Raw genomic sequence first — 13,822 nt, 5'->3', positions numbered from 1 at the left:
GCGCAGGCCAGCTTAGCCCATTCCATCCACAAAGGTGGAGAGCGCGGCTTCGCCCGGTTGTAACCTTCGGACCACATTGGGCAGTTCGGCCAGCGAATCACGATGGCGTTGGGCTGCTCGGGTCACGGCTTCGGGGCCGGTCCAGCCTGACACAATCTGGCCGTCACGGACAAATTCGTGCATCAGAGCTCGGTCGTTGGCGTCGGTGGCGGGGGGCTGATTAACACCGACGAGTTCGGCGGTGGCGATGCCATGGGCGTTGAGTCGGCGAGCAGCGTGTTTGCGGCCGCCGTAGCTGGCTTTGCCGGTAGACGCCTTCGCGACGTCGATCCATTCGCCGTCGTCGTTCTGCCGTGACACCAGCTTATAGACCATGGAAGCGGTGGGGGCGGCCGAACCGGTGACCAACCGCGTCCCCACCCCGTACGTGTTCACGGGGGCGGACTTCAGGTAGGCGATGGCGAACTCATCCAGGTCTGAGGTGACCATGATCCCAGTGTCCTGGTTGCCCAGCTCATCCAGTAACTGGCGCACCCAGTGGGCTTGCTCCACCAGGTCCCCGGAATCGAGGCGAACATTACGCAACGCTCGCCCGGCCACCTCAACCGCGGTGCGAACCCCTTGTTCCACCTCGTAGGTGTCGACGAGCAGAGTGGTGTCGGCGCCGAGGGCATCGACCTGCGCCTGGAATGCGTCCCGCTCGGAATCGTGCAGCAGGGTGAAGGAGTGCGCGGCGGTGCCCAGAGTGGGGATGCCATAGCGGATGCCGGCCTCGAGGTTAGAAGTGGCGGTGAATCCGGCAATGATGGCGGCACGGGCAGCAGCTACCGCGGCTTCTTCGTTGATGCGTCGCGACCCCATTTCCACGCAGGCCCGGTCTCCGGCGGCCGAGGTCATGCGCGAGGCGGCGGATGCCACCGCGGAGTCATAGTTGAGGATGGACAGAATGTAGGTCTCCAGAATGCAGGCCTCGGCGAAACTCGATTCGACCTGGAGTACCGGGGATTGCGGGAAGTAGGCCTCGCCCTCGGCATAACCATAGATATTGCCGCTGAACCGGAAATCGGCCAGCCAGGCCAGGGTGGTGTCATCCACCACGCCTTGACGGTCCAGGAAAGCCAATTCGTCGTCGGCGAACCGGAAATCGGCCAGGCCCTCTAAAAGGCGCCCTGTGCCAGCGAGGACACCGTAGCGGCGTCCTTCGGGCAGTCGACGGGTGAACACCTCGAAGACGGAACGGCGGTGGGCTGCACCCGAGCGCAGGGCCGCCTGCAGCATGGTGAGCTCGTAGTGGTCAGTGAACAACGAAGTGGGTCGCTGCCCGCGAAGCTGATGTGTCTGATCGGTCACCCTGGCCACGATACTCGGTGTGTCCGCCGGATGCCGAGATGCGGTACGTCTTAAGAGCGTTAGAATGCGCATATGTGTCCTTCGACGACGAGCCTGCCTGATGCGGGCGCGAACCCCGAGGCCACGCCGATCTTGCGAGTGTCGGTGGACGGGGCGGAATCTACTGAAACAGGAACCGACACCTTGGTGCGGCCCGAGGATCGTACCCGCCTGGAGAAGCCGTGGATCGTGATTGTCTGGAACGACCCGGTGAACTTGATGTCCTACGTCTCCTACGTGTTCCGGCGCCATTTCGGATTCTCTGCGGCGCGCGCCGATGAGCTGATGTTGCAGGTGCACCACCAGGGCAAGGCGGTGGTCGCTTCCGGAACGCGGGAAGAGGCCGAGCGGCATGTGGAGGCTATGCACGGCTACGGGCTGTGGGCCACCCTGGAACAGCCTGAATGACACCGAGACACGAAAGCTGACACTGACTTCATGGCACGAGGATTTACCTCCACTCCGCGTGGCTACCTGGCCACGTTTGAGAGCGGCGAACAGCGGCTGCTACGCCAGCTCTTCGACGACGTCATCACCCTGTTGCGTCGTCGCGAAGATGAAACCCGCTCTGACGCCGAGACCGATCAGGCTGGCGCCGAGGCTGAGCCCGATACCGAGGCTGGTACCGGAGACGCTGGTGACGCCGACATCGCGACAGACAGTGACTTCTGGGCTCTGGTGTCGGGTATTTCGGCGGGCACCGGGGAGAATCGCCGCGCCGCGCCGAGTGAAGCAGCGACGTTACGACTGTTGCCCACCGGCACCCCGGATGCGGCCAGTGAGGCGGAGGCCCAAGAGTTTCGGGCACTGACCGAAGATGCCGTGCTGCAGGCGAAACTGGAGGACCTGCAGCGTGCCATCGCCGCCGTGGAATCGCGACACCTGGTGCTGGATCTTGCCGCGGCCGAGTCGTTTGGTCGGGCCCTGAACGCCGTGCGCCTGGTGTTGGCCACCCGCCTGGAGATTGAGACCGATGACGACGCAGCGCGGGTGCACGAGATCTCGGATGTCGCCAACGCCGACTCGGTGGACGCCTATATGGCGCTGCTGTACAACTTCACCTCCTGGTTGCAGGAGACGCTGATGACCGCATTGCTGGCGGATCTGCCCGACCAGCTGGGTGCTGCCGATGATGACCACGGCGAGAAAGAGGACCGCCCATGACCACCGCCGCGAACTCGGGCGCACCGATCGGGATCTTCGACTCCGGGGTGGGCGGACTCACTGTAGCCCGTGCCGTGATCGACCAGCTACCGCAGGAATCCATCGTCTACGTAGGGGATACGGTCAACAGCCCTTACGGCCCGAAATCCATTGCCACGGTGCGCCGACTGGCTCTGGAAGTGATGGATGAACTGGTGGATGCCGGGGTGAAGCTGCTGGTTATTGCCTGCAACTCGGCCTCGGCCGCTGTGCTACGCGACGCCCGGGAACGCTACACCCAGCGCTACGGAATTCCGGTGGTGGAGGTCATCCAGCCGGCGGTGCGCCGGGCGGTGGCGGCAACCCGTAACGGTCGCATCGGCGTCATCGGCACCGAAGCCACCGTGGGATCGCGGGCCTACGAGGACACGTTTGCGGCCGCACCGTCGTTGGAGATCACCTCGGTGGCGTGCCCGCGTTTCGTGGAGTTCGTGGAGGCCGGGATCACCTCCGGCCCCGAACTGCGCACCCTGGCCGAGGAGTACCTGGCTCCGCTGAAAGCAGCTGGCGTCGATACTCTGGTGCTCGGTTGCACTCACTACCCTTTGCTGACCGGCGTGATCTCCTATGTGATGGGGGAGAGCGTCACCCTGGTGTCCTCCGCGGAGGAGACCGCGCAGGACGTGTACCGCGAGCTAGTGCGCCACGACCTGGAGAATGTCGATTCCGGGGTCGAGCGGGAGCCCGGTGAGACAGCGCTGCAACGGCACCGGTTCATGGCCACCGGCGACGCCGATCAGTTCGAGCTGCTGGCCCGGCGCTTCCTCGGCCCCGAAGTCTCCGGGGTGCATCACGTGAACCGGGTAGCCGAAGAGCTGCCCACTGGCACCTTGTCTGTGGTTCCCGTCCCGGACGCCCGGTGACGCAACGTTGGGCATGAGCCAGCACGGGCGCAGTACAGTGACCAGGACAGCCAGCAACCGAACCCGCCGACGGGTCACGGCGGCACCGGACCAGGGAGGAACCCCACGATGCAGCTGACCATCATCGGAGCCTCGGGCTCGTTCCCCGGCCCGGGCTCACCCGCCTCCTGCTATCTGGTGACCGCGGAGGGTGTTGACACTGACGGGGTGACGCCGAAAACGTGGCGGGTGCTGTTGGATTTGGGTAACGGCGCCCTGGGTACGCTCCAGCGCTACATGATGTTGCCCGACATCGACGCTATCGCGCTGAGCCACCTGCACCCGGACCACTTCATGGACCTGTGCGGGTTGCATGTCGCGGTGCGCTGGGATCCGGAAGGCTGGAAGGGCATTCACATTCCCGTGTTCGGTCCCTCCGGCACCGCTGATCGACTGGCCACCGCCTACGGGCTTGACCCGGACCCGGGCATGCACCCGGACTTCGACTTCCAGACCTGGACGCCCAGGGAGCCGGTGACCGTGGGGCCGCTGACCATCACCCCCTACCCGGTGCGCCATCCCATCGAGGAAGCTTTCGCCCTGCGCGTGGAGGCCGTGGAACCGGGAGAGCCCGGAGTGAGGGGAGAGGCTGCAGACCAGCACACCACCACGGTGCTGACTTACTCCGGTGACACCGATACCTGCGACGGACTGGTGGAGGCCGCCCGCGACGCCGACCTGTTCCTCTGCGAGGCTGGCTTCCACGAGGGGCGCGACGACGCCATCGACGGCGTGCACTTGACCGGTAAACGCGCCGGGGCCACCGCCACCGAGGCCGGGGTACGCCGCCTGCTGCTCACCCACCTGCCGGTGTGGAACGACCCGATGGCCACCGCCGTCGAAGCCCGCGAGACCTTCGCCGGCGACCTCGCCGTCGCCGTCTCCGGTGTAACCTACCGGGTGTGAGTCCGCCGCTCGCGGACAGCCCCACCCAGAACCACGAGGAGAGATCCCGAACCATGAGCACCGCCGTCACCCGCGCCGATGGGCGCGCCCTCGACCAGCTGCGGCCCGTCACCATCACCCCCGGCTGGTCCGAGCCGGCCGAAGGGTCCGCGCTGATCGAATTCGGTTCCACCAAGGTGCTGTGCACGGCCTCCTTCACCGAGGGCGTGCCCCGGTGGCTCAAGGGCCAGGGCACCGGTTGGGTCACCGCCGAGTACGCGATGCTGCCGCGCGCCACGAATTCCCGAAACCAGCGCGAATCCGTCAAGGGCAAACTCGGTGGACGCACCCACGAAATCTCCCGACTGATCGGGCGCTCCCTGCGTGCCGTCATCGACACCGCCAAACTCGGCGAAAACACCATCGTGTTGGACTGCGATGTGCTCCAGGCCGACGGCGGCACCCGCACCGCCGCCATCACCGGTGCCTACGTCGCACTGGCGCAGTCGCTGGACTGGGCGCGCTCGCGGGGCATCGTGCCCGCCGCTGTTAATCCGCTCTCCGGTTCGGTGGCGGCTATCTCGGTGGGCATCATCGACGGCGCCGTCATGCTCGATCTGCCTTACGAGGAAGACTCGCGCGCCGAAACCGACATGAACGTGGTCACCACGGGCACCGGCGAGTTCATTGAGGTCCAGGGCACCGCCGAAGGTGCGCCCTTCCGCCGTGCCGAGCTCGATGGACTGCTCGACCTGGCCATACAGGGCACCGCTGAACTGACCCGGCTCCAGAACGAAGCCCTCGCCCAGGCCGGAGTGAGCCTATGACCACGGGCGCACCCGAACCGAAAGTCGTCCTCGCCACCACCAACCAGGGCAAGCTGCGCGAGCTGCGGGAGCTGCTGCGCGGGTCCGTGCCCGGGCTCGACGTTGACACCCAGGTCATCGACGCCGCCACCGCCGGGGCACCCGACGTCGTCGAGGACGGAGTGACCTTCGAGGCCAACGCCCTCAAGAAAGCTCACGCCGTCGCCCAGCACACCGGGCTGATCTCCGTTGCCGATGATTCCGGTCTCGCCGTCGAGGTGCTCGGCGGAGCCCCCGGGATCTTTTCCGCCCGCTGGTCCGGACGACACGGGGACGACACCGCGAACCTCCAGCTCCTCTTGGCCCAGCTCGGGGACGTGCCCGATGCGCACCGCGCTGCCGCTTTCGTCTGTGCTGCCGCGCTGGCCACCCCGGACGGCGCCGAGCACGTGGAGCGGGGTTACCTGAACGGCAGCCTGCTGCGGGCGCCCCAGGGCGAGGGCGGCTTCGGCTACGACCCGATCCTGCAGCCCGAGGGCATGGACCGCTCCTGCGCCGAGCTGAGCTCAGCGGAGAAGAACGCCATCTCTCACCGCGGCCACGCCTTCCGAGCCCTGTTGCCCCATCTAGTCGAGGTGCTCTGAGCGGTGCGCCTCACCCAGGTTCCTGGACTGGATTTCACCGCCATCGACTTCGAAACCGCCAACGGTTTCCGGGGTTCACCGTGTGCGGTCGGCGTGGTGCGCGTGCGCGACGGACTCGTCGCCGAGACCGCATCGTGGCTGATGCGCCCACCCGCCGGTTTTGACCGCTTCGACCCGCGCAATGTGCGTATCCACGGGATCACCGAAGACCAGGTGGCCGACCAGCCGCGCTTCGGAGAGATGTTCGCCGAGCTACAGGATTTTATTGGCGACGACGCCGTGGTCGCCCATAACGCCGGTTTCGACGTCGGCGTCATCGAATCCGCCCTCGAGGTTTCTGGTGCGGATGTGCCCGAAATGCACTTCGGCTGCACCCTGATGCTGGCCCGCAAGTCCTACTCGCTGACCTCCTACGCGCTGCCGTCGGCCTCCGCAGAGGCTGGGTTCACCCTAGACCATCACCACGACGCGCTCGCCGACGCCCAGGCTTGCGCTGCCATTGTTCAGGACATTGGGCGCCGCCAGGCCACCGACGAGACGACGCAGGTGCCCGCTACAGGTCATCGCGACCTGGCGACCGTGCTGGGTGCCGCGGGGCTGTCGCTGCGGACCCTGGCCGCCCATCCCGCCGGACAGAACGAATCGCGACCCACCATGCAGGCTCGGGGAATGTCCGACTACTTCGACGCCACCGTGGCTCTGCCCCGGGGCACCCGGCTCCCGGATCTGATGCGCTGGCCCGATGAGGGCACCAACCCGCAACCGAATCCCGACGCCGACCCCGCCCACCCGCTGCACGGGCAACTGGTGGTGTTCACCGGTAACCTGGGCATGCCGCGTCAGGAAGCCAAACACAAAGTGGCCCACTATGGTGCGAGCACCGCGAACCGGGTCACGGCCGCCACCACGGTGCTGGTCGTCGGTGACGGTTTCCGCCCCGAGCACCTGCACAGCACCGGTGCGTCGCGAGGGACCAGCAAGGCGATCGGTCACCGCAAAATGCGCGACGCCCTGGCCCGGCGGGACCGTGGCCAGCAGCTGAGCATCCTCTCCGAGCCTGAATTGTTGCAGATGCTGGACATGAACTGGCCGGCCGCCTCCGCCGTCTAGGTCATCGACGCCACCCAGCGTTCAACGGCGACCGACACGAGATCCGGGGCTGCGGCGCCTTCGACGATGATCGATTCCCGCCCCTGAGTGGCGTGCAGCTGGCGCACCAGCACTGACACGCTCTCCGGATCTTCCGGGTGTTCTTCGAGACGCTCTGCACCGACAGCAGAGGCATACGCGGCTGCGGCCAGCACCACGGGAGCGCTGGAACCGACCAGTTCGTCGGGCCAGGCCACAGTATCCAGGTCTGACGTTGTCTGTGCCTTCTCGAGCGCCGTCGTCAGTAGCGCACGCACCGGCGCGGCCGGCTCTGCCTCCAGCACATCCACCGCCCGGTGGACGGCGTGTACCAGTGCGTCGGTGCTGTCACCGTCGTGAGCGGAATACAGCAGGTCGGCTATGATCACCGCCGCCGCACAGGACGCCTCCCACGCCGCAGGCTCGCCCTGCGTCAGGGCTGCTCCTTGACGCGCCAGCGAGACGATCAGGTGATCTTCCAGCCCGGGGACCAGCGCATAGATCGCGCTGCGGGACAATGCTCGAGGTCCGTCGTCTCCGGGGTGGGCCGGATCGCGCAGGGTCGGCATCTGATCCGAATCCAGCGCCCGCAGATTCCGCTCCGCGTCTCCGCCGAAGACGGTCTCCAGCACCGATTGCTCGTCGATCCACCGCGGCGGCACCGGGGGAGCACCGTCCGGCAACGTCCCCCGCTGGGCCCGCCACCAGCGCAGTCCACCCAACCAGACACAGGCAGTCGGGTCGGATTCATACCCCTGATTCGCCCACTCGATCCACTCCAACAGCCCGTCAAGGAAATACACGCTGAGCCCGGCGTCCGTTCCGGCAGCGGCACGCACAAGCGATTCGGCCCGCACGGCAAACTCAGCGGACAGGGGAGCAGGCTGGGAAGATTCGGTCATCTCCCCAGCTTAATCCCCAGCTCGGCGACGTGACCCTTATCGTGATGCTCCTATATGGTGTCAAAGCGTTTGTAGGAGGTACTTTCGGTACTGCTTTGTGAAGTGATCATCTCGGCTTTGGCCGCGTTCGATCCGGGAGATCTTCCCCGGCGAAGTATCGAAGTGATCAGCGACCTGTGTCAGGGTCAAATGTTGCTGATGCCGCAGTGGGCGAAGGTCGTCTGAGGGCGGGACTTGATCAGGGTCAAGAATCAATGTGTAGACCTCGTTAGCCACATATCTCTTCAGACATCGCATGATCTCCCTGGTTCCCTTTCCCTCAGCGGTGCGGCGTTCAACATAGCGACGAGTACGTTCATCGTTGCCCATCCTGACCATCACGATCCGGTGCAACGCCCAATTCGCTTGCCGATCCCCGCCTCGGTTGAGGCGGTGACGCTGTGTCTTACCGGAAGAAGCCGAGATCGGACTCACACCACACAATGCTGCGAAAGCAGCCTTGGACTTGACCCGTTCCGGATTAGCCCCGGCAGTGACAAGTAACTGGGCCGCGGTGATCGTACCGATCGCTCGAGCCTGAGTGAGCTCCGGAGCCACCCGAACCGTCAGCACCTCCAGCTCCTCGACCGCCTGATCAATTTCCTCACCGAGGTATTCATAGCGCCGCGCCAATCGACGCAACACCCGCTTCAGCGTCTGATCTGATTGCGGACGACTAGCGGCCAGTACCTCGATGAGTTCCTCATCAGACAAGTACCGGTAAGCCTCTCGTACCCGGGCTGGTGCGGTGGTGAGGAAGTCCTTGATCTGGACCATGGCCACGTTGCGGGCCTTAATGGCACTGCTGCGGGCTCGGAGTGTGACCCTGATCTGCTCGACCTCGCCATCCAGCAGCTTCGGGATCGGCAGGTCGTCGTTAGCTGCGACGCTCCGGGCCGCCGCATAAGCATCGATGGGGTCGGACTTGCCGTTGCGGCGGGCTGCCCGGCTGGGGCGGATGACTTCTCGCACCACGATCCGCTCGGCCCGCAGATAGGCGGTGAGCCCGGCCCCATACGAGGCAGTTCCCTCCACACCGATACGTTGGACCGTCCCGAACTCACCCACGAAAGCCAAGAGCTGCTGGTAACCGAGAACCGTGGTGGGGAACTCGGTGTCACCGAGTCGGCGTCCCAACCCGTCGATCACGGCTACGTGGTGTGTCTCGGCATGGGTATCAACCCCGGCGTATACATCCAGTGCGGAACTTGCCATGATGGAACTGCCTTTCTCGTTGTGTTCAACCTTGGGAAGGCTCCGGCCGGACGGGCAGACAAGACATTGACGAGGCCGGGACCACCAGGCTCCTATGAGGTCATGTCCGTCCGGCTGGATCACCTCCATGTAAGGCCCCTGTATCCGGTGGGCAGATCACGAGCGGGAAACAGCGGTTCAGTCCTAGTGCTGGGCCACACCGGAGGCCTTATGATCCCATCCTCCTCGCCAGACACCGCGATGTCAGTCCCACTCTCAGAGTCCTTTCGAGGCGGCGGGGCCGGTGGACACATCACGATCAAGACACATGCTGGTCAGTCCGAGTGGGAGTCACACCGACGAACCCGCGCCCTTACCATCTTCAATGTCCGAGTTCTGCCTAAGCTGGAGGCATGCGTCTGTTGCACACCTCCGACTGGCACCTCGGCCGATCCTTCCACGGCACCGGGATGCTCGACACTCAGCGTGAGTTCATCGCCGCCCTCATCGACACCATCCGCACCGAACAGATCGACGTGCTGCTGATCAGCGGCGACGTCTACGACCGTGCCTTGCCCGCCTCCGACGCCGTCGAGGTCTTCGACGACGCCCTGGCCCGGATCCGGGAGGCCGGGGCGATCGTCGTCATCACCTCGGGCAATCACGATTCCGCCACCCGCCTGGGTTTCGGCGGCCGGTTGATGGATGCTGCCGGGGTGCACGTGCGCACCCGGGCCGACACGGTACAGGATCCCGTCTGCGTGGAGATCGACGGGGCGACGGCGCTGATCTACGGGATCCCCTATCTGGAACCGCGGCTGATCAGCACCTCCTGGCAAACCCCCTCCCATCACACCGGGGTGCTCACCGAAGCCATGACCCGCATCCGGGCTGATCTGGAGCAACAACAGTCCGAACGCGGACCTCTCACCAGCATCGTGATGGCTCACGTTTTCGCCGCCGGCGCCTCCGGCAGCGATTCCGAGCGAGACATCGGCGCCGAGCAGATGCAGGGCGGGCTCGGACAGGTCGCCGCCTCGGTGTTCGACGGAGTGGACTACGTCGCGCTGGGACATCTCCACGGGCGTCAGAGCATCACCGAGACGGTGCGTTACTCCGGCTCCCCGTTGCGCTACTCCTTCTCCGAGGCGCGCCAGGCGAAAGGCGGATGGATCCTCACCATCGGCGCGGAAGGAATCGAGAGCATCGACCCGGTGCAGTGGCCGGTGGGCCGGGCGCTGAAAGTGCTGGAATCGGACATCGAGGATCTGCTGCACAACCCGGCCTACGCCGACGCCGAGGACGCCTGGTGCCAGATCACCGTCACCGACGCCGAGCGCCCACCTCAGGCCTACACCCGGCTGAAGCAACGCTTCCCGGGGTTGCTGAATTTCATCCTCGCCCCGCGCGGACCCAGACCGATGGTCACCTCCTATGCGCAGAAACTCGACGACGCTGTCTCCGATGTGCAGATGTGCACCGATTTCGTGGAGCACGTACGCGCGCGACCCGCCTCCGAGGCGGAGACCGCGCTTTTCAGCGAGGCCCTGGAACACGGCCGCATCCAGGAAGCGGAGGCCCGCCGATGAGACTACACCGCCTGGAAATCCAAGCCATCGGTCCCTTCGCCGAACGCGAGACCATCGATTTCGCCGACCTCGATCAGGCCGGGCTGTTCCTGCTCGACGGCCCCACCGGAGCCGGTAAATCCACCGTGTTGGCCTCCATCTGCTACGCCCTTTACGGCTCCGTGCCCGGCCAGCGAAAACTGGACTCCCTGCACTCCACCCTGGCCGCCCCCGGCACCCGTCCCGAGGTGTTGCTGGAGGTCACCGTCTCCCAGCGCCGCTTCGAGATCCTGCGCTGGCCGGCTCATCAGCGCCCCGCCAAGCGCAAACGCACAGGGTCTGACGGCACCACCACCGAACAGGCCGGGGTGCACCTGCGCGAATGGGTCGACGGCGATTGGATAGAGCGCTCCCGCCGTAACGACGAGACCGGGCACCTGCTTTCCGAAGTGCTGGGACTCACCGCCGAGCAATTCATGCGGGTCGTGCTCCTGCCGCAGGGCGAGTTCGCCGCGTTTTTGAATGCCGGGTCGAAAGATCGCGAAATCCTGCTACGCAAACTCTTCGACACGCAGCGCTTCGACGCTGTGGAGGAGTGGTTGCGTGAGCAGGCACGGGCCCACGGCGACAAAGTACAGCGCGACTCCGAAACCCTAGACGAGATCCGCCAGCGCCTGCGCGTCGCCCTCGCCGAGCTGATCAATGACGAAGGCGACACCACCGACGGCGGCGAGTCTGATGATACGGCGGCGCCCCAGGCCGAGGCCGCTCTACATGTTGAAGCATTGACCGATGACGCACTGTTGGAGCAGGTGGAATCAGCCTTGCGCCTGAGCGTCGACCTGGCTGAGGCAGCACAGTTGCAGGTGAAGCAGCGCAGCACCGCCGCCCGCCAGCGGCTCGATGCGTTGACCACACGCCGACGCACCCAGCAGGCCGCTCAGGCCTGGCAGCATCGCCAGCAACGTCACCTAGAATCCAACGAGGCGGTCGACCAATGTCGGCAACGACTACAGCGCCACACCGCAGCCCAGAAGGTGCTGGAGGCGGCCGCTACAGCGCAACGTGCCACCGAGCAGCGCAAGCACCTGCAGGAATCGACGAACGATCTCAGCCAGCACCTGGACGCGACGCCTGAGGTGATGGCGTGGAACCCCGACACGTCCACCGAGCAATCGCCAACCAGTCGTTGGCGCGAAGCTCTTGCCGCGGGATACCGGCAGCAGCAGCGCCTGGAACAGGCACGCACCGACCAGCAAAAACTGCTCCGCCTACGCAGCCGCAGCGAGACCGTCCGAAAAGACATTGAGGCACGAGAAGCCGGCTGCGAAAAAACCCAGGAGTCCATGACCGCACTCACCTCCGAGCGCCAACAGCACGAAGAACACCTGGAGAAGTTGGATGCGGCATCGGTCTCGCTGGAGCACTTGCGAGAAGAAAAGAATCGTGCCGACGACATCGCACAAGCGGCCCGGCGTGCCGCCGCGGAAGCCACGAAGCTGACCGAAAAGGAAGAGCAGCTGCGTGCCGTGATTGATCGCGCTCAGGCGGCGACACAGACCTGGCAAGACCTGGTGCAGCAGCGCCTGGACCGTGCGGCTTCACTGTTGGCTGTGGAGCTCATGGACGACCAGCCCTGCGCGGTGTGCGGTTCGCCGGAGCACCCGGCACCTGCGTCCACCGCCGAGCTGGAACAAATCTCTCCGGAGAAGCTTCAAGAAGCCGAAGGTCTGCGCGACGCCGCGGTCCGGGAACGCACCACCGCCGAGGAAGCCGTTGGCACGGTGCGTGCCCGACGTGACGCCGCCCAGGCGCAGGCCGGTGGCCTCTCGGTGGCACAGGCCGATGCGCAGGTCGTCACCGTCCAGGAGAAAATCACGGCGGCTGAAGCCACGCAACGTCAACGCCGCGAGATCGATGAATTGCGCCAACACGTGGTGCAGAAAATCGAATCCGCTCAAGCTCGACTCACGGCGGATCGGGAGAAGCTGGCCGGTGAGCGCAGCACGCTCGAAGCACTCACCGAGGAAACCACCGCGCTGGGAAATCAGGTCACGCCAGAGGATCAGCAGCTCACGGATGACGACTGGCAGTCGCGTCAGTCTGCGGTTGCGGACCGCATCGCAGAAATCGAGGGGCTGATCGAAGCGCTACAACAACTTGAGCACGCCAGAGAGACTGAGGATGAATCCCGGCGCCGCCTAGAAGCCCAACTGTCCGCAGGTATCGACCCCGAGGATTCCGATAGCCAGGGATTCGACGACGTCGACCAGGCCCGAGCCGCTGCCCTGACCACTCAGGAGGCGACCGCCGATCAACAGCAGCTGGAGGCCTGGCGTAACGAAGCGGCCGCCCTGGCTGAGCTAGCCGAACAGCCTGATGTGGTAGCCGGTCGGGCGAGCCTGGAACGCGACGAGCCAGCACCGACAGACGAAGATCTAGCCCAGGCCGCCACAGCACTAGAAATGGCCGAACATCAACTGTCCCAGGCCGCCACCGAACTCGGCTCGGTGCGGACCACGCGCGACCAGCACCGCGAGGAGATGGACCGGATGCGCGGGATTGTGGAGCGCTCCGCCGATCAGCTGGCCCGATTCCGAGAAATCGACGAGCTGCTGAAGCTGGTGCGTGGCGAGGGCGAAAACTCCTACAAGATGCGGCTGGGCAGCTACGTGCTGGCCGGGCGCTTGGAGAAAGTCGCGCTGGCTGCCTCGGAACGGCTGGCGGGCATGACCCAGGGACGCTACACCATTGAGCACGACGACACGGCGGTGTCCGGGCGTCGGGCCGGGCTCGATTTGCGCATCCGCGACCACGTCAATGACACGCTGCGACACCCCAGCACCCTCTCCGGTGGGGAGGGTTTCATGGCGTCCCTGGCGTTGGCCCTGGGCCTGGCCGATACGGTGCAGGCCGAGGCTGGTGGTATCACCATGGACACCCTCTTCGTGGATGAGGGTTTCGGTTCGCTGGACGCCCAGACCCTGGAACAGGTTATGGAGGTGCTTGACGGGCTACAGGCCTCCGGGCGCACTATCGGGCTGGTGAGCCATGTGGAAGCGATGAAGCACCAGATCGCTCACCGTGTGGAGGTGTCCTTGACCGGCGGCGGCTCCCACCTCACCGTGGTGGGGCCGCCCCTGGCCTAGGCCGGACGGTTCA

The 13,822-nt window shown here is 65.5% G+C and carries 11 protein-coding genes and 1 pseudogene; 9 read left to right on the top strand and 3 right to left on the bottom strand.

What is annotated here, in order from left to right; all coding sequences use genetic code 11:
- Positions 1-12: 12 nt before the first annotated feature.
- On the bottom strand, positions 13-1,278 hold the full coding sequence (locus O1A05_RS12770) for a nicotinate phosphoribosyltransferase (RefSeq protein ID WP_270107592.1): 1,266 nt from the start codon (positions 1,276-1,278) through the stop codon (positions 13-15).
- A 144-nt stretch (positions 1,279-1,422) separates the two neighbouring features.
- Here O1A05_RS12770 and clpS point away from each other — a divergent pair, with 144 nt between their 5' ends.
- From clpS to O1A05_RS12735, 7 genes are all read left to right on the top strand, one after another.
- Positions 1,423-1,797, top strand: a complete 375-nt coding sequence (gene clpS / locus O1A05_RS12765) for an ATP-dependent Clp protease adapter ClpS (protein WP_270105576.1) — start codon at positions 1,423-1,425, stop codon at positions 1,795-1,797.
- Between the two features lie 30 nt (positions 1,798-1,827).
- Positions 1,828-2,553 (top strand): DUF2017 family protein, encoded by a 726-nt coding sequence (locus tag O1A05_RS12760; RefSeq protein ID WP_270105575.1) that lies wholly within the window; start codon positions 1,828-1,830, stop codon positions 2,551-2,553.
- Positions 2,550-3,455, top strand: a complete 906-nt coding sequence (gene murI / locus O1A05_RS12755) for a glutamate racemase (RefSeq protein ID WP_270105574.1) — start codon at positions 2,550-2,552, stop codon at positions 3,453-3,455. The genes O1A05_RS12760 and murI overlap by 4 nt, the downstream gene beginning before the upstream one ends.
- 108 nt (positions 3,456-3,563) lie before the next feature.
- The gene (locus tag O1A05_RS12750; RefSeq protein WP_270105573.1) at positions 3,564-4,400 is read left to right on the top strand and encodes an MBL fold metallo-hydrolase; all 837 of its coding nucleotides are present in this window, start codon (positions 3,564-3,566) and stop codon (positions 4,398-4,400) included.
- A gap of 53 nt (positions 4,401-4,453) precedes the next feature.
- Positions 4,454-5,206, top strand: coding sequence for a ribonuclease PH (gene rph, locus O1A05_RS12745; RefSeq protein WP_270105572.1), 753 nt, complete (start codon positions 4,454-4,456; stop codon positions 5,204-5,206).
- A complete protein-coding gene (rdgB, locus tag O1A05_RS12740) occupies positions 5,203-5,829 on the top strand; it encodes an RdgB/HAM1 family non-canonical purine NTP pyrophosphatase (protein WP_270105571.1) in 627 nt (208 codons plus the stop codon). The genes rph and rdgB overlap by 4 nt, the downstream gene beginning before the upstream one ends.
- Positions 5,830-5,832: 3 nt before the next feature.
- Positions 5,833-6,939 (top strand): exonuclease domain-containing protein, encoded by a 1,107-nt coding sequence (locus tag O1A05_RS12735; RefSeq protein ID WP_270105570.1) that lies wholly within the window; start codon positions 5,833-5,835, stop codon positions 6,937-6,939.
- Here the strand turns inward: O1A05_RS12735 and O1A05_RS12730 are convergent.
- A complete protein-coding gene (locus O1A05_RS12730) occupies positions 6,936-7,859 on the bottom strand; it encodes an ADP-ribosylglycohydrolase family protein (protein WP_270105569.1) in 924 nt (307 codons plus the stop codon). The genes O1A05_RS12735 and O1A05_RS12730 overlap by 4 nt on opposite strands.
- Positions 7,860-8,108: 249 nt before the next feature.
- Positions 8,109-9,116: pseudogene (locus O1A05_RS12725) on the bottom strand (IS110 family transposase); the annotation flags it as partial.
- A gap of 389 nt (positions 9,117-9,505) precedes the next feature.
- Here O1A05_RS12725 and O1A05_RS12720 point away from each other — a divergent pair.
- Together O1A05_RS12720 and O1A05_RS12715 are read left to right on the top strand one after the other, a co-directional pair.
- Entirely contained in the window at positions 9,506-10,681 is a 1,176-nt protein-coding gene (locus O1A05_RS12720; protein ID WP_270105568.1) for an exonuclease SbcCD subunit D, read from the top strand.
- On the top strand, positions 10,678-13,809 hold the full coding sequence (locus tag O1A05_RS12715) for an AAA family ATPase (protein WP_270105567.1): 3,132 nt from the start codon (positions 10,678-10,680) through the stop codon (positions 13,807-13,809). Before O1A05_RS12720 ends, O1A05_RS12715 begins: the two co-directional genes overlap by 4 nt.
- Positions 13,810-13,822 lie beyond the last annotated feature (13 nt).

The sequence above is a fragment of the Citricoccus sp. NR2 genome (genome assembly GCF_027594385.1).
GTDB lineage: Bacteria > Actinomycetota > Actinomycetes > Actinomycetales > Micrococcaceae > CmP2.
Note: the sequence above shows the minus strand (reverse complement) of the source record. Positions and strands in the feature narration are given on the sequence as shown.

What these genes read in the sequence shown, in the direction of transcription:
- rph (WP_270105572.1), top strand. Translation starts at nt 4,454, where the DNA reads ATGAGCACCGCCGTCACCCGCGCCGATGGGCGCGCCCTCGACCAGCTG.
- O1A05_RS12750 (WP_270105573.1), top strand. Translation starts at nt 3,564, where the DNA reads ATGCAGCTGACCATCATCGGAGCCTCGGGCTCGTTCCCCGGCCCGGGC.
- O1A05_RS12770 (WP_270107592.1), bottom strand. Translation starts at nt 1,278, where the DNA reads ATGCTGCAGGCGGCCCTGCGCTCGGGTGCAGCCCACCGCCGTTCCGTC.
- O1A05_RS12720 (WP_270105568.1), top strand. Translation starts at nt 9,506, where the DNA reads ATGCGTCTGTTGCACACCTCCGACTGGCACCTCGGCCGATCCTTCCAC.
- O1A05_RS12715 (WP_270105567.1), top strand. Translation starts at nt 10,678, where the DNA reads ATGAGACTACACCGCCTGGAAATCCAAGCCATCGGTCCCTTCGCCGAA.
- O1A05_RS12760 (WP_270105575.1), top strand. Translation starts at nt 1,828, where the DNA reads ATGGCACGAGGATTTACCTCCACTCCGCGTGGCTACCTGGCCACGTTT.
- O1A05_RS12730 (WP_270105569.1), bottom strand. Translation starts at nt 7,859, where the DNA reads ATGACCGAATCTTCCCAGCCTGCTCCCCTGTCCGCTGAGTTTGCCGTG.
- murI (WP_270105574.1), top strand. Translation starts at nt 2,550, where the DNA reads ATGACCACCGCCGCGAACTCGGGCGCACCGATCGGGATCTTCGACTCC.
- rdgB (WP_270105571.1), top strand. Translation starts at nt 5,203, where the DNA reads ATGACCACGGGCGCACCCGAACCGAAAGTCGTCCTCGCCACCACCAAC.
- clpS (WP_270105576.1), top strand. Translation starts at nt 1,423, where the DNA reads ATGTGTCCTTCGACGACGAGCCTGCCTGATGCGGGCGCGAACCCCGAG.